The sequence below is a fragment of the Snodgrassella sp. W8132 genome (assembly GCF_016100865.1).
Taxonomy (GTDB): domain Bacteria; phylum Pseudomonadota; class Gammaproteobacteria; order Burkholderiales; family Neisseriaceae; genus Snodgrassella; species Snodgrassella alvi.
The window spans coordinates 828,021-846,128 of the sequence record NZ_JACFRQ010000001.1 but is presented as its reverse complement, the minus strand read 5'-3'; the positions used below and the strand labels follow the sequence as shown (position 1 = coordinate 846,128).

General features: G+C 41.1%; 15 protein-coding genes. 10 read left to right on the top strand and 5 right to left on the bottom strand.

What is annotated here, in order from left to right:
- The first annotated feature begins 71 nt into the window (after positions 1-71).
- The 5 genes from H3U82_RS03755 (at position 72) to H3U82_RS03735 (ending at position 6,503) form a co-directional block, all read left to right on the top strand.
- Positions 72-2,201, top strand: a complete 2,130-nt coding sequence (locus H3U82_RS03755; protein ID WP_198209282.1) for an AsmA family protein — start codon at positions 72-74, stop codon at positions 2,199-2,201.
- The gene (gene mnmC / locus H3U82_RS03750) at positions 2,198-3,778 is read left to right on the top strand and encodes an FAD-dependent 5-carboxymethylaminomethyl-2-thiouridine(34) oxidoreductase MnmC (protein WP_198209280.1); all 1,581 of its coding nucleotides are present in this window, start codon (positions 2,198-2,200) and stop codon (positions 3,776-3,778) included. Before H3U82_RS03755 ends, mnmC begins: the two co-directional genes overlap by 4 nt.
- A 191-nt stretch (positions 3,779-3,969) precedes the next feature.
- Positions 3,970-4,698 (top strand): metal ABC transporter ATP-binding protein, encoded by a 729-nt coding sequence (locus H3U82_RS03745; protein ID WP_198209975.1) that lies wholly within the window; start codon positions 3,970-3,972, stop codon positions 4,696-4,698.
- Between the two features lie 5 nt (positions 4,699-4,703).
- On the top strand, positions 4,704-5,579 hold the full coding sequence (locus tag H3U82_RS03740) for a metal ABC transporter permease (protein WP_198209279.1): 876 nt from the start codon (positions 4,704-4,706) through the stop codon (positions 5,577-5,579).
- Between the two features lie 36 nt (positions 5,580-5,615).
- Positions 5,616-6,503 (top strand): metal ABC transporter substrate-binding protein, encoded by an 888-nt coding sequence (locus tag H3U82_RS03735; RefSeq protein ID WP_198209973.1) that lies wholly within the window; start codon positions 5,616-5,618, stop codon positions 6,501-6,503.
- A gap of 43 nt (positions 6,504-6,546) precedes the next feature.
- On the opposite strand, the gene H3U82_RS03730 is transcribed toward H3U82_RS03735, so the two are convergent.
- Entirely contained in the window at positions 6,547-7,398 is an 852-nt protein-coding gene (locus tag H3U82_RS03730) for a ferritin-like domain-containing protein (RefSeq protein ID WP_198209278.1), read from the bottom strand.
- 153 nt (positions 7,399-7,551) lie between these two features.
- On the opposite strand from H3U82_RS03730, the gene H3U82_RS03725 reads away from it, so the two are divergent.
- Positions 7,552-7,965 (top strand): DUF1090 domain-containing protein, encoded by a 414-nt coding sequence (locus H3U82_RS03725; protein ID WP_078475601.1) that lies wholly within the window; start codon positions 7,552-7,554, stop codon positions 7,963-7,965.
- Between the two features lie 285 nt (positions 7,966-8,250).
- Positions 8,251-8,865 (top strand): outer membrane lipoprotein chaperone LolA, encoded by a 615-nt coding sequence (gene lolA, locus H3U82_RS03720; protein ID WP_025330717.1) that lies wholly within the window; start codon positions 8,251-8,253, stop codon positions 8,863-8,865.
- 64 nt (positions 8,866-8,929) lie between these two features.
- Here lolA and H3U82_RS03715 read toward each other — a convergent pair whose 3' ends face one another.
- Positions 8,930-9,370: a hypothetical protein gene (locus H3U82_RS03715; RefSeq protein WP_180296353.1), complete on the bottom strand. Its 441-nt coding sequence runs from the start codon at positions 9,368-9,370 to the stop codon at positions 8,930-8,932.
- A 70-nt stretch (positions 9,371-9,440) separates the two neighbouring features.
- A complete protein-coding gene (locus tag H3U82_RS03710; protein WP_198209277.1) occupies positions 9,441-11,708 on the bottom strand; it encodes a DNA internalization-related competence protein ComEC/Rec2 in 2,268 nt (755 codons plus the stop codon).
- A gap of 432 nt (positions 11,709-12,140) precedes the next feature.
- Between H3U82_RS03710 and H3U82_RS03705 the strand changes: the two genes are divergently transcribed.
- Positions 12,141-12,857 (top strand): DUF502 domain-containing protein, encoded by a 717-nt coding sequence (locus tag H3U82_RS03705; RefSeq protein ID WP_078475603.1) that lies wholly within the window; start codon positions 12,141-12,143, stop codon positions 12,855-12,857.
- A gap of 71 nt (positions 12,858-12,928) precedes the next feature.
- The gene (gene aspS, locus H3U82_RS03700; protein ID WP_198209276.1) at positions 12,929-14,737 is read left to right on the top strand and encodes an aspartate--tRNA ligase; all 1,809 of its coding nucleotides are present in this window, start codon (positions 12,929-12,931) and stop codon (positions 14,735-14,737) included.
- An 89-nt stretch (positions 14,738-14,826) separates the two neighbouring features.
- Here aspS and trmA read toward each other — a convergent pair whose 3' ends face one another.
- Positions 14,827-15,918, bottom strand: coding sequence for a tRNA (uridine(54)-C5)-methyltransferase TrmA (gene trmA, locus H3U82_RS03695; RefSeq protein WP_198209275.1), 1,092 nt, complete (start codon positions 15,916-15,918; stop codon positions 14,827-14,829).
- Between the two features lie 35 nt (positions 15,919-15,953).
- Positions 15,954-16,682: an SDR family NAD(P)-dependent oxidoreductase gene (locus tag H3U82_RS03690; protein ID WP_198209274.1), complete on the bottom strand. Its 729-nt coding sequence runs from the start codon at positions 16,680-16,682 to the stop codon at positions 15,954-15,956.
- A gap of 190 nt (positions 16,683-16,872) precedes the next feature.
- On the opposite strand from H3U82_RS03690, the gene bioB reads away from it, so the two are divergent.
- Complete coding sequence (bioB, locus tag H3U82_RS03685; protein WP_198209272.1) at positions 16,873-17,922, top strand: biotin synthase BioB; 1,050 nt, start codon at positions 16,873-16,875, stop codon at positions 17,920-17,922.
- Positions 17,923-18,108: the final 186 nt, after the last annotated feature.

Here is an 18,108-nt window from a genome sequence, read left to right as displayed (position 1 = left end):
GAACAAAGTTTTTGAGAATAATCCAATTTTAATTCAATATGATTTCCTTATTGCATTCAGGCAAATTTTGGTTGAAGCTGATCGTATTCAGCTGCCTGAGCATTATCCTTTTGCTGGCCATTGATATAGCCGTTTTGCATTATTTATTTAATGCAGAAGAAATTAATAAACGGGCAAATGCCATGATGGCAAATAGTGGCCATCAGGTTGTTTTTGACCAGGATATAAACCGTGCTATGTTTCCACGCCCGACAGTTACTTTGCACAATGTACGTATTAAAAATAAATTCAGCAAAGCAGACGATATTCATATTGATGATATGAAAATTGGTTTAGGGTGGCAAAGCTTGTTCGGTCGCATGACAATTGAAAAATTACAGCTTACAAATGCACACGTTAATCTTGTTAGAGATAGTCAGGGGCAATGGAATCTGAGCGATTTATGGGAACAACAACATAAAAATAATCAATTGAAAATTAATCGCTTTATTTTGGAAAATGCCAGCTTCCGTATCAATGACGGACAAAATATTCAGAAAATTAATCAGCTAAATTTACAATGGCATAATCTTGGTAATAACAGTTTGCTTAAACTGGATGGGACGCTCAGCGGCCAATACATGCAGACTATGCAATGTCAACTAAGTGCTGTTTACCGTCCTGATGCGGTTATGCAATGGCAGGATGTCAATCTTGAAGTAAAAACTAAACTACCTTCTTTGGGCGATAGTAATGGCCAATGGCATTTTGATGCGCGCTGGCTGCCTCAGCAGCAGCTTTTTCAGACAACTGCTGTCCAATGGCAATGGCACAGTCAGCATAATCAGTTGCATATTTCAGGTAATGGCCAGAACTGGCAACTTGGTTGGGCTAAACTCTTATTACCTCAATTGAACGGTGTGGCTACCGCACAAATTGGTGATAATGAGATTAATGCAACTTTATCAGCCAGTAATACTAGCTGGATACAGAATCAGTGGTCTTTATCACAATTTCAGATTGATAGCGGCTGGCAAAGTCATTTATATCAAACTGCTTTAACCGTGAGTGGTCAGTTAAACTGGCTGGATATGCGACATTGGAAAATTAGTAATTTATCGGTTAACAGCCATCAGGATACTGTTAATGCTCTGCCCAATTCGCGGTTTATCAGTGATCTAACTGGCAGCCTTCATGGAGATGACAACGGAAATGCACAGTTAGTATTACAAGGTCTGTTCGATAATCAGCCTGTGGATATTAATTTAAATTACCAAAGTGATAAAAATTCAGCAAAAGTGAATGGAAATATTCATCTTGTTCAGCTAAATCTGCGCCCGTATACAGATAATACTACCGGTATACTTCCGTCTGACTGGCAAAAGTTGTGGCAAAACTGGTTTAAAAACCGTTCTGTTAATATCCTGCTTAATATCGATTCTTTGCAGACGCATAAAGTGCAGCTGAATCAACTGAAAACCAATCTTTCAATTGATGTGCATAATTTTACACTGCAACCATTCAGTATTCAGATGTATGGCGGAAACACTCAGGGAATGTTACAGATTAGTAATGCCAATCCTTTGAGCTGGAAAATTCAGCAACATGTAAATAACGTGCAGATTAAATCTTTTCTTCAAGATATATTTGGCTGGCATAACCTTGATGGCACTGCAGATGCCGATTTTGAGTTACATGGTAATGGAATTAACCGTAATCAATGGCTGTCGACTCTGACTGGTAATGCTAAATTACAAATCCATCAGGGTTTCTGGAATGGGATTGATATCAATAATATTCTGCAAAACGGTGAAAATCAGACTACCGTTGCTTACAATGAAACCAGCCAAACACCATTCAGAATTATTAAGCTGTTTATTCCGGTAGAGAACGGTAATAGTAAAAACGGACGAATAGAATTGCATGCTGATAACTTTGATATTAAAGGTGTGGGTAGTGTTAAATGGTTACAGCAGCAAATGGATTATAATGTGCTGATTGCTACTCGGCGTGCCCAGCAGCAAAATTTACTACCATTACGCATTAATGGCACTTTTAGCCGCCCTTCCTTTACTATTGATTATCAGAAACTGACTGCCGGTTTACACACTTCACAACAAAAACAGGACAGTTTGCGGCAAACATTACAGCAGCAATGGTTATGGCTTAATCAGGGAGCCAGTTCTTCTTCTGAAACTCATACCTCTGCTCGTCAGCCATGAGCGTTTATATTTTCCACGTGTGGCCGAAGCCTGATGAACTGGCTGAGAAGATTGGTAGTGATGAGCAGGCAGAAATTATAATAATTGCACAAAACTGGCCTGAATCTTTAACTGCACAATCACATGCCGGCAAGATTATTGTACAGCTCTGGATTGAAGCCAGGATATTCTGGCAGCGCCAGCCGGTATTTAGTTATCCATTTCGTCATGCAGGGAAATTTACTTTTATTCAGCCGCATGTATATGAACAATGGGTTCAGTTTAATCCCGGTATAGCCTGTACAAGTACGACGCCCGTTTATTCTGAATTCAGATATAAACCATGGCTTACCTTGCCGGACTTATTACCGGTTAAATCCGTGGTGGTGATTGGCGCAGGTATTGCCGGAGCTGCCACTGCTTTTGCTCTGGCAAAGCGTGGTATAGCAGTAACAGTTATAGAACAGCATACAATTGCCAGCGCAGCCTCAGGCAATCATCTTGGTCTGTTATACGCAAAAATTTCTGCTCATGCTACGGTTCAGACTGAGCTACTACTAGCTGGCTATGGCTATAGCCGGGCACTGCTCAGCAACTGTTTGCCTGCCGGTCAGGGTTGGCTGGATTGTGGTGTTATCCATCTGAATTACAATTCAAAAGAACAGCAACGTAATATGCTGTTGGCTAATCAAAATCCGCAAAGTAAATTATTTCATGCTGTTACACAGGAAGAAGCCAGTCAGATTGCCGGTATAGATTTGCCGCATAGTGGTTTATGGTGGCCTTATGGCGCAGCAATTAATCCTCTCAGCTGGATTCAGAATATGCTCAGGCACCCGCTGATTCAGGTATTAACAACAACGAAAGTAAATGCCATTTGCCGGCAAAAGGATTTATGGCAGATAGATTGTCAGAATCAGCTTGAGGCATTTTCACTTAATGCATCACATATTGTCATTTGTGCCGGAGCCGAAAGTAATTTTTTGTATCCGGTAGCCGGATGGCCATTTCATAAAATACGCGGTCAGACGACTACAGCCAGTATAAAACAGGAGGCTGTGCAGCCACACTGCGCATTGAGTGCAAATAGTTATATTACCCCGCAATGGCGTGATAAATTGTGTTTTGGCGCTACCTTTCATCCCAATCAAACCAATGATGATTTAACCAGTGAAGACGAAAAAGAAAACTGGCAGCAATTACGCCAATGGATACCCCATCTTGCAGCTAACTTAGATTCTGATAGCCCTTTGCAGGGACATGCAGCCATACGTTGTGATGCTTATGATCATTTACCGGTTGTCGGACCAATCGGCGATACATCTGCTATGTTCAAATATTACGCGCAGTTACATATGGATAAAAACTACCCGCTTACTCAGCCCTGTCCATGGCTGCCGGGAGCATTTATCAATACCGCTCATGGCAGCCGTGGATTGATTACTGCTCCGCTATGCGCTGAAGCTATAGCTGCATCTATTCTTGGTTTGCCCTCTCCTTTATCGGTACGCTTACAACAGGCTTTACATCCTAATCGTTTACCCATCAGGATGCTAACTCATCACCAATCATTCACATTTGCTGAACAGACTAAGTAACATTTTGCATATATATAATGTTATAGGGTATCATTTATGTAATGTTATATAGTAACATTCTTGATTAATATTGGTTATTAAAGGCTCAGTATGTTTTCACTCTTGCTTTGCGGAGCAATAAAACGTCTGTCATGGGTAAGCCTGATTCTGGTTTTTCTCTGGTTAATGTATGCATGGGCGGTGTGCGGATCATGAGTATTCAGCTTGAAAATGTTACTGTGAGCTACAGACATCGCCCTGCTATTCATCATATCAATATTGATTTTAATATGAATGAGATGTGGGCTATATTTGGTCCGAACGGAGCGGGTAAATCAACTTTGCTTAAAGCCATTATGCATCTTGTTCGCCCTGATAGCGGGCAAATTAGCTGGGGAAAATTGCAGCGTTCCGATATTGCTTATCTGCCTCAGCAGTCGGATATTGATCGTAGCCAGCCGATGAGTGTATTTGAACTGGTAGCAATGGGTTTATGGTATGAAACCGGTTTTTTTGCCAGTATATCTAAAACCATGTATCAGCGAATTTTTAATGTACTTAATCAGGTAGGGATGTTGCAATATAAAGACCGCAGTATTGCCCAGCTTTCCAACGGCCAGTTTCAACGTGTATTGCTGGCGCGTATGCTGATTCAGAATGCAAGTGTATTATTACTCGATGAACCATTTAATGCTGTCGATGCGTCAACCACATTTGCTTTACTGGATATACTCAAGACATATCAGCAGCAAAAAAAATGTACTGTTATTACCGTTTTGCACGATTATGAACAAGTACAGGCCTATTTCCCCAATACGCTATTAATTGCCCGTGAAAAAATTGCAGCAGGTAAAACAGATAAAGTAATAACAGAAAATAATCTGCAAAAGGCAGCGGCAGCTATGCAGCAATATGAACAAAACCAGTGGTGTGACAGGTAAAACTGATGAATATTGTCCATTTACTTACAGAACCTTTTGCTGATTACGATTTTATGCGTTATGCACTCTGCTCTATTGTATTTCTTGCTTTAGGGGCGGCACCGGTAGGGGTTTTTCTGATGATGCGCCGCATGAGTCTGGTTGGTGATGCTTTAGGTCATGCAATTTTACCGGGTGCTGCCGCTGGCTATATGATTGCCGGTCTCAGTCTGCCCGCAATGAGTTTAGGCGGCTTTATTGCCGGTTTACTGATGGCTTTACTGGCCGGTCTAGCCAGCCGCTTTGCCGATGTACGTGAAGATGCCAGCTTTGCAGCTTTTTTTCTTACCTGTCTGGCTTTAGGCGTGGTGTTGGTCAGTCGTGGCGGTAATAGCGTCGATTTACTGAATTTATTATTCGGCTCAATTTTATCGGTTGATCGTGCGGCCTTAACTTTGGTTGCGGTAGTCAGCAGTATAACCATGCTGTTACTGGCTGTTATTTACCGGCCGCTGATGCTGGAAAGTATCGATCCGCTGTTTCTGCGTGCCGTAAACGGAAAAGGGACACTCTGGCATATTATCTTTTTAATACTTGTCGTTTTGAATCTGGTAGCTGGTTTTCAGGCCTTAGGTACCTTGATGTCTGTAGGCTTGATGATGTTACCGGCTATCAGCGCAAGGCTATGGCATAAAACAATGGGCGGTATGATGACCATTGCTGCCGGTATTGCCATAGTTTGCGGATTTATCGGATTACTGCTTTCTTACTATATAGATCTGCCTTCAGGTCCGGCAATTATTTTGTGTTGTGGTTTTGTTTATATTCTGTCTTTATTTATTGGTTGTGAAAACGGTATTTTATGGCGGTTATATAAACGTCACCGTCATCATATTGCCTGAAAAATTTTCAGTAAACTCATTTTAGGATATTAGTTGATGAAACGTGGTCTGTTTATCTGTCTGTTAACTTTATTTCTGACTAGTTTTGCCTGCATAATTCATGCAGCACCATTACCGGTAATCACAAGCTTTAGTATTCTGGGAGATGTTACACGGCAAATCGGCGGTGAACGAGTACACGTACGAAACCTGATTGGTACCGATCAGGATGCACATATGTATCAGTTAGTAAGTAAAGATTTACGTGACATGCGTACTGCTAAACTGATTTTGCTTAATGGACTGGGGCTTGAACCTCTTGCTTTGCAACGTGCTGCTCAGCAAAGCCGGGTACCGTTGTTTACTGTTACTCAGAACATTAAGCCGTTAATGCTGGCTGATGATGGTCACGGACATCATCAGCATACCGATCCGCATGTCTGGAATGACCCTATTCTCATGCAAATATATGCACGCAACATTGCTAATGCTCTGATTAGTGTGGATCCGCAAGGTAAAGCCTATTATCAGCAGCGTCTGACTGCATATCAGCAACAACTTGCTGAATTGAATAACTGGGCAAGCAAAATGTTTAATGCAGTGCCTGCAGAAAAACGAAAAGTGTTAACCGGACATGATGCTTTCGGTTATATGGCAAAACGTTACCGGATTGAATTTATTGCGCCACAAGGTATGAGCACCGAAGCAGAGCCTTCTGCCCGTCAGGTTGCCGCTATTATCAGCCAGATCCGGCGCGATCATATTAAAGCTATATTTATGGAAAACATAAAAAATCCGAAGATGGTTCAGCGTATTGCCAGCGAGACTCAAACCAAAATATCTGGTCGTCTTTATTCTGATGCACTGAGCAAAGGTGCTCCGGCAGCTACATACATTGATATGTTCCGTTATAATGTAAATGCTTTATGCAGTGCGATGAAATAAATTTACAGATAAACATATAGTCAGAGCTGGCTATATGCTGTTTTTAATTTTGTAAAGCCTGCCGCCAGTTGTGTATATCTGTCTGGCGGTTTTGCTCAAAATTTTCCAGCATTTCCAGTTCAAAACTGGAAAAACCGGCTTGTTCCCGTGCTTCCAGATTAACATAGCCGCGAAAAATAAATAAATCATAACGACTGAGTAAGCGACGAAATAATGTCAGTGGCTCAAGTCCGCGCTGTTTACATAAATACTGATACCAGTAATTTCCCGCACGTACATGCCCTACTTCTTCCCGATAGATAATATCCAATACAGCACAAGTTTCATCATCCCCTTTTTGAGCAATTTTCTTACGCATTCCCGGTGTTACATCCAACCCTCGTGCTTCCAGTACTCTGGGTACTAAAGCCATACGCAGTAATGGATCAAATGCAGTCTTATAAGCCATATCCCATAAATGATTATGAGCAGAAAAATCACCATAATCATATCCGGTTGCTTGCAAACGCTGACGCATAAGCTGAAAGTGTTTTGCTTCTTCAGCAGCAATCCGTACCCAGTCACGTGTGAACTCTTCCGGTAATAATCTGAATCGGTAGGCTGCGTCTAAAGCCAGATTGATTGCATTAAATTCAATATGACAAACTGCATGCAACAAAGCTGCATAACCTTCTATAGTAGTTAAATTTCTGTTTGTAACTCTGGAGGGAGGCACTAACTCAGGTTTCGGTGGATGTCCGGCCAGACGAAAATCTTTTATTTCACCTGTTTCATCCCTTCTCAGACTATTCGCAGGTGTATCTAAGCACAGTTGCTGTGCAGTTAAACTTAGCGTACATTTTTCCTCAGGCTGGCAACTTAACAAAGCAGATTCGAGTAATAAGACAATAGACATATATAGAAGTTACGTTATGGCAAAATTATGATTGAGTATACATGTCCTGTCGCTGTTAAATAAACCGCGATTTAATATGATTTAACAATTTAATGGTTTTAATCAGCTATTATGAATTACAATATCAATTTATTAATATATAAAAGGATTAAAATGTATTATTCACGCACAACAAAAGCTGTTCTTTTAACTTTGACTTTAGCAGTTTCCATTCCTGCACTAGCTGATCATAATTGGCAAACCTGTAAAGAAAAACAGCAACAGATTGAAAAACAATTGCAATATGCACAGGCTAACCATAATCAAAAGCAAATTAACCGGCTGAATGCACAAAAAGCAGACATCATTCAAAATTGCTCAAATGATGATTTACGACAAAAATACACTCAGAAAATTAATAAATTAGACAGCAAAATCAGTGAAACACAGCGTAAACTAGCCAAGGCTCAGGCTAAAGGAGATACAGAAAAAACTGCTGAATTACAAAATAAATTAAACGAAAATACATCAAAGCTTCAACAGGCTAAACAGAATTTAGCCCGTTTTGAGCAGGCTGCTAAACATTAAATGCACCAATATTGCTGATGAAAGAGCTTTTCACTTAAGGCTTTTTCATTAGCAAATTTATTTTCTGAAAATTCTTAGAAATTTTATGTAAACTAATAAGAAATCCCTATACCATCATTGATTGATATATTCGCCAGATATTTTCAAATTCCTTATTTGTTAAGACTATTGTCATTATTCATTTATTTTGTAATTATACAAACAGAGATTAATAGCTTAATTTAGTTTCATCTTTGTTCAGGAGCAGCTAAAATATCCTTTAGTAGTTTATCAGAGGAGTAATTAATGCGAATTTTGAGTAAAGCAATACTAACCGGCTTTATGACTGTCAATTTAACTCTGGCCTATGCCGGAGGTCTTGATACTCTGCAAAAATTCAATTCCGATACAGATGGTATTTCCGGTCAGTTTAGTCAGACTGTTCACAGTAAAAAGCGTACTCAAACTACTTCAGGAACATTTTCCATTCAGCGCCCGGGACTTTTCCGCTGGGAATATACACAGCCATATAAGCAAACTATTGTTGGTGATGGTAAAACTGTCTGGTTATATGATCAGGACTTAGCTCAGGTAACCAAGCGCTCTCAGAATCAGACCATTGGCGATTCTCCGGCAGCTATTCTTTCGAATAAATTAGCGTTGAATGCCAATTATACCTTGTCAGATGATGGCAGCAGTAATGGTATTGATTATGTTCGGGCCATTCCAAAACGAAGCGATACAGGCTATCAGAATATTCGTATTGGTTTTCGTGGTGACAATCTGGCCAATATGCAGCTGAAAGACAGTTTTGGTAATCTGACCAATATTACTTTCAGTCAGCTTAATACTCATCCGCAGTTTAATCGCAATCAGTTCAAATTTACACCGCCCAAAGGTGTAGATGTATTAAGCCAGTAAAATAGATTAATAGCACAACAGGCAGCCTGTACCTGCCTGTTTTATATTACTTATTAATTAGATGTCAGCAACGATAAACGTATGAGCGTCCGTTATGAACACCCCGGCACCAGCGCGGGCGGAACATCATCCAGTCCATATCATCATCCCATCTGCGCTGCATTGCCCAGTTCTGCGCCTGCTGCAATTTAATTTTGTTAATATAATTATTCCATGCCAGCTTGTAACAACTCTGAAAAATAGGCAAATTAACTCTTTGCCGGTATTCTTCTGCTAATTTGGCATTGGCAGGATCAGATAAAAATGTCGGGTTTTGCATTTGTTCCCGCATTAATTCAGCAGTACGGGTATCACACTGTGCAGCCAGATCCAGCTGCAGTTTTTGCTGTGCAGCCTTTTCTGCTGCTGCACGCTCGGCCTGACGGGCAGCTTTTTGCTCAGGTGTAGCACAAGCAGCCAATGCTAAAACGACTATGCCTAAATAGCAAATTTTCCGCCAATACATACAGATTCCTTTTATCCGATTACTTTCAGATCCTTATAATTATACACCAGGACATTATGGCATTTAATTGTTATAGCCTTGATGTTTGGTTTATCGGTTTTCGTTGCCAGTATGGTTTATAAGCCTGTAATGGCTGCCAGCTCAAATTTCGTTCGGATAAAATTGACTGTATTCCTCCCATCCGGTCTGTTCGTAAAAGACTAATATTTTCCTGTGCCAGCAATGCTTGCACCTGAATATGCGGATGACCGTAAGGATTTGCAAAGCCTGCACTGGCCACGGCATATTGAGGGGCAACTGTCCGGATAAAAGCAGCATCACTTGAATAACGGCTCCCATGATGACCTAAAACTAAAATCTGGCTGAACAATTTATCTCCGTAAGCTTTTAGCAAGGCCTGCTCGCCTTTTTTACCTAAATCGCCGGTTATCAACACGGCTTTATCGGCACTGACTACTCTTAAAACACAGCTATAATCATTTTTTCCTTTTTTATTAGTCGCTACTGGCTGATTAAGAAATTCAAACCAGATATTGTCCCACTGCCAGTTAGCTCCGGCTGTACATGGGTGGACAGGAAACTGATATGCGCTGATTTGTCCGGCGATGATTTTTTTAGGTTGCAGCTGCTTTTTAATCAGTACAGCACCGCCGTCATGATCAGCATCATTATGTGAGAGTACTAGCGTATCAAGCTGCCTGATACCGGCTGCGCGTAAGTTAGGTAATAACACCGATTGCGCAGCGTATGCTGTACCCGTATCAAATAATAATTCATGCCCGGCCGTACTAATGCTCACAGCCAGACCTTGCCCGACGTCCCATACTCTAACTAATGCTTCACCATGAGCAGGACGTGGCGGCCGGTAACTGAGCATTAACAATAAGATAAGCAGGCATAGCGGACGCAGATGCCAGCCCCGTGGCAGCAACATAATTAAAACAGACAGCATCGCCAGCAACCACAAAGCTAATGGCGCATGTGCGGGATAATATTCCGGCGCATATTCGGCTATTGTGTTCAGTATCTGCATAGTTTTTTCGGTAAGATATGCAGCAAAAGTACGCAAGAAATCTAACGGAACAATCATTGATAATAATGCTATTGGTACCAGAACCAGTGTGAACCACGGAATGGCCAGAGCATTTACCAATGGCGATATGACAGGTATTGAACCAAAACAGAAAGCTACCAGTACGACTGAAGCAAGCCCGGCAGCCCATTGTGCCTGCACTAACTGAAACAATTTAATTTTATGATTTACACCTTCTCCTGCCCACATCAGAACTGCAACTAACAAAAAAGAAAGCCAGAAACCAACACTAAGAACGGACAGAGGATCAAACAGCAATACAAGTGCTATCGTCAGCCACCAAATTTGAAATGCTCGCAAATACCCCCGCCGCCACGTCAGCGCCAGAATGATAATCATCAGCATACTTCGCTGAGTCGGCACGGCAAATCCGGCCAGAGCACTGTATACAATCGCAGTAATTACCGCTGCACCGCGTGTCAGTATCCATGGTTGTGAAATCTGAAAAGGGAGATATTGTAAGCATTTGCTGCACAGCCATGCGGCCAGCATGGCTAACATCCCTACATGTAAGCCGGAAATGCTGACCAGATGATTTAAACCCAAAGGACGGAATACCTGCCATGCTTCAGCCGGTAATGCAGACTGTTCGCCAACCGTAAGTGCCTTTATTAATGCTACGCCCTGCGGATATATCTGAGATTGTGTTTCCCATCGGCCACCGCACCAGACGCGCCAGCTTGTGAGCTTTTCCTTCCAGCCGGACGCAGCCGGAAGTGCTTTGCGCTGACCTTTTACCACAGTAGCCTGAGCGCTGATATGATTAGCCAGTGCCCATGCTTCACGATTGAAACCAACCTTATTAGCTTCACCGATTATGGCTCGCACTTTTGCTTTTATTTGCCATCGGCTGCCAGCCGGCCATTGTTGTTTTGAATAATCAGTCAGTAGCCATTGCTGCTGCCGTCCATCTGGTAATTTAACTTGCGCCACAAAACGACTGCGTTGCTGTTCATATTGCGGGATATCGCTTACAGTAAGCGTAATATTTTGCACACTTGCTTTATCAGTAAGTGGCCATTGATTTTGTAATAAATTATCCGTGTGCCATAATGCAAATATTATTCCGGCACATAAAGCACAACCAAACAAAAAAAACTGCCAGCGCGTAAAAACTGTGAAGACTAACAAAATAAAAAAAGCATATATCCACGGTAAAATCGCTGGTGATGGCAGCAGATAAGAACTGCAAACACCCAATACCCACCACGGTAACCATCCACTGACTACGAGAGTTTTTGACATACAAGCTGCTGTTAATTTTAGATAAATATTTATTTGTAATTACCATAACCACATTATACTGAATTAATTTAAAAATGTTATTGTAATTTTTTAGCCGTTAAAGCTTTTTTAATACTAGATTTATAGAAATCTGAAATAATAACAGGACAGATAATCATGCATAAAATTAAATCAGGCAAATGAAAAAATAAATACTCGATTAACGGGTTTTATTCAGTTCTATTAAAATTGTTTAATCCGGATTAAGATGAAATTCCAATATGTTGTTTTGAAAATATACAGTTATTTTGCTAATCTGAATTTTCAGTATCTGTACTGTTGAATTAAATTTAATTAATCTCAGTAATGCCGCTGTGAAAACAAACAAATATGGGTATAATATAAAGTTTGATAATTTTAAGCCGGCTTTAATTAAAAGGACTTAATCACACTATGGCACAACAGCCTGCCGAGGGCGGAAAACTGAAAAAATCATTAAAGAAATACATGCTCACTGGCGTGCTGGTATGGTTACCTATTATTGTAACAATCTGGGTAATCAGCTATATCATTGGCATGGCAGATCAGCTTGTCAACATTCTGCCTGCTCACTGGCAGCCTCAGGCAATATTGGGATTCAAGATTCATGGTTTAGGCTTACTGTTTGCTATTATTGTCGTATTTTTCACTGGTTTACTGGCAGCAAATATGCTCGGACGCAGAATATTCGCTGCCTGGGATGCGTTGTGGGGACGTATTCCTGTCGTAAAAAGTATTTATTCCGGAGTCAAAAAAGTTTCTGAATCTCTATTGTCAGATTCCCGGCAGTCGTTTAAAACACCCGTACTGGTACCCTTTCCTCAGCCGGATATCTGGACTATCGGATTCGTATCAGGTCACATACCGGATAAACTGGCATCCGCCTTACCGCACCACCCTGAAGAAACTTCGTCAGATAATTATATTTCAGTATATGTGCCCACTACACCTAATCCGACAGGTGGTTACTATATTATGGTTAACAGTAAAGATGTCCGCGAAATTGATATGAGCGTGGATGATGCACTGAAATATGTTATTTCACTAGGTATGGTGCAGCCGGATGAACCACCGCACAACCAGTCATTACAGGCTATTTTCTCTTTACACAAACCAGCCAAACCGCATTAATGCATGATTGGCCGGAAATAATATTCCTGAATGACACAATTAACCGTAATCATAGTAACAAAGGCATCAAAATGCGAACCAACTATTGTGGCTTAATTAATGAGCAATATCTCGACCAGACTGTTACCGTAAAAGGCTGGGTACATCGTCGCCGCGATCACGGCGGTGTAATATTCATTGACCTGCGCGACCGGGAAGGTATCGTACAGGTAGTGATTGACCCGGATACACCTGAAGCTTTTACTCTGGCTGACTCTGCCCGTAACGAATATGTACTGAGTATTACCGGTCGTGTACGTGCACGTCCTGAAGGTACCAAAAACGATAAAATGATTTCCGGCGGTATTGAACTATTAGCAAAAGAAATTGACATACTCAATACTGCTGCCACCCCGCCATTTTTAATTGATGACGAAAGCATCAGTGAAAATGTACGTCTGACTAACCGCGTAATCGATTTGCGCCGCCCGGTAATGCAAAATAATCTGCGACTGCGTTATCGTGTTGCAATGGCTGTTCGCCGATATCTGGACAGTCAGGGATTTATAGACATCGAAACACCAATGTTAACCCGCTCTACTCCGGAAGGTGCACGAGACTATCTGGTACCTAGCCGTGTATTTCCGGGTGAATTTTTTGCTTTACCGCAGTCTCCGCAGCTATTCAAACAGCTACTGATGGTGGCAGGATTTGACCGCTATTACCAGATTGTAAAATGTTTCCGTGATGAAGACCTGCGTGCTGACCGTCAGCCGGAATTTACTCAGATAGACCTTGAAACTTCGTTTTTAAGTGAAAACGAAATCATGGATATCACTGAAAACATGGTTAAGCTGGTTTTTCAGGAAGCTCTGGCTGTAGACCTACCTGTTTTCCCGCGCATGAGCTGGCATGAAGCTATGTTCCTGTATGGTTCGGATAAACCGGATTTGCGTGTAAATCTGCAATTTACCGAATTAACCGATTTGATGAAAACGGAAGAGTTTAAAGTATTTCGTGCGGCTGCCGATATGAAAAACGGCCGTGTTGTTGCCTTACGTGTCCCTAATGGTGCCAGCCTGAGCCGTAAGGAAATAGATACCTATACAGAATTTGTTGGTATCTATGGCGCAAAAGGTCTGGCGTATATCAAAGTAAATGACATTAGCAAAGTAAACAATACAGAAGATAGCGGTTTGCAATCTCCGATTGTGAAATTCCTTTCTGATCGTGCTTTGCAGTCTATTATTGAGAAAACCGGTGCACAAAATGGCGATATCATTTTCTTCGGTGCTGATAAAGCCAAAGTGGTTAATGAAGCTATTGGCGCGCTGCGCGTTAAAATTGGTCACGAGCATGGTGCTGCTAACGGCTATTTTGCTGACGAATGGCGTCCATTATGGGTAGTTGATTTCCCGATGTTCGAATATGATGAAGAAGAACATCGCTGGTCTGCTATGCATCATCCTTTTACTGCACCTAAGGCCGGTCATGAGGATTTACTGGTATCTGCACCGGATCAATGTATTGCCCGTGCTTATGATATGGTGCTAAATGGCTGGGAAATCGGTGGAGGCTCTATTCGTATTCATCGTGCAGATATTCAAGAGAAAGTATTTGCTGCACTGAAAATCACTCCGGAAGAGCAACAGAATAAATTCGGTTTTCTGCTGAACAACCTGAAATTCGGTGCTCCTCCGCATGGAGGTCTGGCGTTTGGTCTGGACCGACTGGTAACCCTGATAGCTGGTGCTGACTCCATTCGTGATGTTATCGCATTCCCGAAAACTCAGCGTTCGCAGGATTTACTGGTAGATGCACCAAATCATGTTGACGAAAAACAATTGCGTGAGCTTGGCCTGCGTTTACGTCAAAAAGTTCAGACTGAAGAGAAAAATTAATTTATTCTTTTGATAAAAAACTGCCTGATAAAATTTATCAGGCAGTTTTTTATCTTTTAGGCAAAGTACTATTTATAAATTAAATTTAATCAGCGTCTCTTTAGCCAGACACCAGATTCGATATGCGGTGTGAAAGGAAACTGATCAAACATGGCGACCTGTTTAACGCTATGAGTAGCTAATAATGTTTGCAGATTTTCGTGCAAAGTGACCGGATTACAGGATACATAAATAATGTTATCAAATTTCTGTAACAACTTAAGAGTGTCATGATCAATACCGGCTCTCGGAGGGTCCACAAAAACCGTACTGAACTGATAATCAGCCAGATTAATCTGCTCGCTGGCCAATCGCCGGAAAGTTCGGATGCCTGTAAATGCTTCTGTAAATTCTTCTGCCGAAAGTCGTGCTAATGCAATATTATTGATATGATTATTTTCAATATTCCAATGCGCTGCCTGTACAGAAGTTTTTGATACTTCTGTAGCCAGAACTTTGTGAAATTGGCGGGACAGCGGCAAAGTAAAATTACCATTACCACAATAAAGCTCCAGTAGATCTCCGCCATTGATCGATTGAGCAACATCAACAGCCCAACCCAGCATCGACTGACTAACTTCTGCATTCGGCTGAGTAAAACCACCTTCAAACTGTTTATACTCAAAGATTTCATTATGAACTTTTAAGCGTTCAATAACATAATCGCGTTCCAGAACTACCTTTTGCCCACGGCTGCGTCCCAAGATCTGAATGTTCAGTTCGGTGGCCAGCGATTTAGCTGACTGAGCCCAGACATCATCCAGTTTTTTATGATAAATCAGAGTAACCAGCGTATCGCCAGCCAGTGTTGTTAAAAATTCAACTTGAAATAAGCGTGTTTTTAACTCTTCTCTGGCCTGTATTTTGCTCAGTAAAACAGGCATCAATGAGTTAATATTTTCATGAGCTATGGCAAAATCACGTATTTTACATACATTACCGGAACTGGCTTTTTCTCCCGGGGTAAACATAGCATAACTACAGCTGTTTCCTTCATGCCAGATACGAAATTCCGCACGCATCCGGTAATGAGAAGCCGGAGAAGTGAAAATCTGTATTGGCGGAAAAGCACAGTCTGCAAATAGTTGCTCCAGATAGTGCTGTTTATCAGATAATTGTTGCTGGTAAGTAATACCGGTCATATAGTTATCAGCCAAAGCAAAAAGGGCTTATTATATCAAACCCCGTTCTGTTCCCGTACATCGCGCAGAATTTGCCGGCCATAATCATCTGCAGCAATCATATCCGCAATTCTTTTTGCAGTATCTTCAGCACTTTGCAACTGATTTTTATCCTTTAAGCCTATAAAATTTTGTACCAGGGGAAATTTATCAGCATCGGCAGAACGGATATTTTGCTGCATATTGGTATCAACAACGCCGGGAGCAATACTGGCAATACGTACATGCGGATGTTGTTCAGCGGCTACTACTGCTGCATGCTGATCCAGTGCCGCCTTAGTAGCTCCATATACACTCCAGCCTGCTACCGGATGCCGTCCGGCACCACTACTGATATGCGCAATGCGAATTTCAGCTTTCGGAGCAGCGGCAATCACCGCATTAGTTAATAGTAATGGTGCAGTAATATTTACAGTTACCGCTTTAATAATTGCATCACAATCCTGCTGGCCTATTATTGAATTTGGCTCTACCATACCAGCGTTGTTTATCAGAATAATTTCATTTTTATTTTCAAGACCACTTTGCCAGCTGGCTGACCGGATTAATGTCGCCATAGCATCAGCATCAGAAAAATCAATTGAATATTCCAGTAATTTTTCCGGCGGATTATCCCAGCCATGCCGTGATAGACCGACAACTTTAACTTCTTTTGTCAAGTAATATTTTGTCAGAGCCCGTCCCAACCCCCGACTATGACCAGTAATAATTACACAACATTGCATATTAAATTCCCTTTTTCAAAAATTATCTGAGTTTCTAGCCAGATAGTAATCATACACTTTACTTATGCAGTAAAAAAATCAGATTTTAATTTGTTTAAATATCAACTTGATTTACGGAGAGATTGACTTTATTAAGTTAAGTATTATCATGCGATGTAAATTTTATGCCTGTTATTTAAAGGAAACTTTTATGTCGTTAAGCATTATTCGCCATGATTGGTCGCTACCAGAGGTTATCGAATTATTTCAACTGCCATTTAATGATCTAATTTTTCAAGCACAAACAATACACCGACAATTTTTTGATGCCAATAAAGTGCAAGTATCAACTTTACTATCCATAAAAACCGGTGCTTGTCCGGAAGACTGTAAATATTGTCCGCAATCAGTTCATTATGATACTGGTCTGGAAAAAGAAAAATTACTTGAAGTTCAAAAAGTAATTGAAAAAGCCAAGGCTGCAAAAGCAATCGGTTCAACACGTTTCTGTATGGGTGCTGCCTGGAAGCATCCCACTGCCAGAGATATGCCGTATGTTCTGGAGATGGTAAAAGGTGTTAAAGCACTGGGCATGGAAACCTGTATGACTCTGGGCAAATTGTCACAGGATCAGGCTCATGCGTTATCTGAGGCCGGATTAGATTTCTATAATCATAATTTAGATACTTCACCCGAATTTTACGGAAACATCATTACTACCCGTACCTACGCGGAACGTTTGCAAACATTGGCTTATGTCCGAGAAGCAGGCATTAAAATTTGCTCAGGCGGAATTCTTGGAATGGGTGAATCTTTAAAAGACAGAGCCAGTTTATTAATTCAACTGGCTAATTTAGATGAACATCCGGAAAGTGTTCCCATCAACAATCTGGTCAAGGTTAAAGGCACACCTTTAGCGAATGAACAGGATATTGAACCGTTTGATTTCATCAGAATGCTTGCAGTGGCCCGTATTATGATGCCTAAATCACATGTGCGATTATCCGCAGGGCGTGAACAAATGAATGAGCAAATGCAGGCACTGGCTTTTTTAGCAGGAGCAAACTCTATATTTTATGGAGATAAATTGCTTACCACATCTAATCCTCAAGTTGAAAAAGATAATGCTTTATTTATTAAATTGGGTATCAATCCCGAACAATGTGAAGATTATAGTGATGAGATACACCGGGCGGCTATTGTTCAAGCAATTTCCGAGCAAACACAAAATAATATGTCTGGTAATATTAACGAAGCTTAGTAACTCAGTGTTGTTTAAGCTCGTTTGTACAGTTGAGTGAATTGATAAATCTATACTGCAATATATAAAATTCCTTGAATTAACCTTTAGTGTGCATAAAAACAAAAAGCAAGAGTTGCTGTCAAAACTTGCATTTCTTGAAAACCTGAAGAGCGGTAGCCTAATCTGCTCTACTGGTGAGCGGAA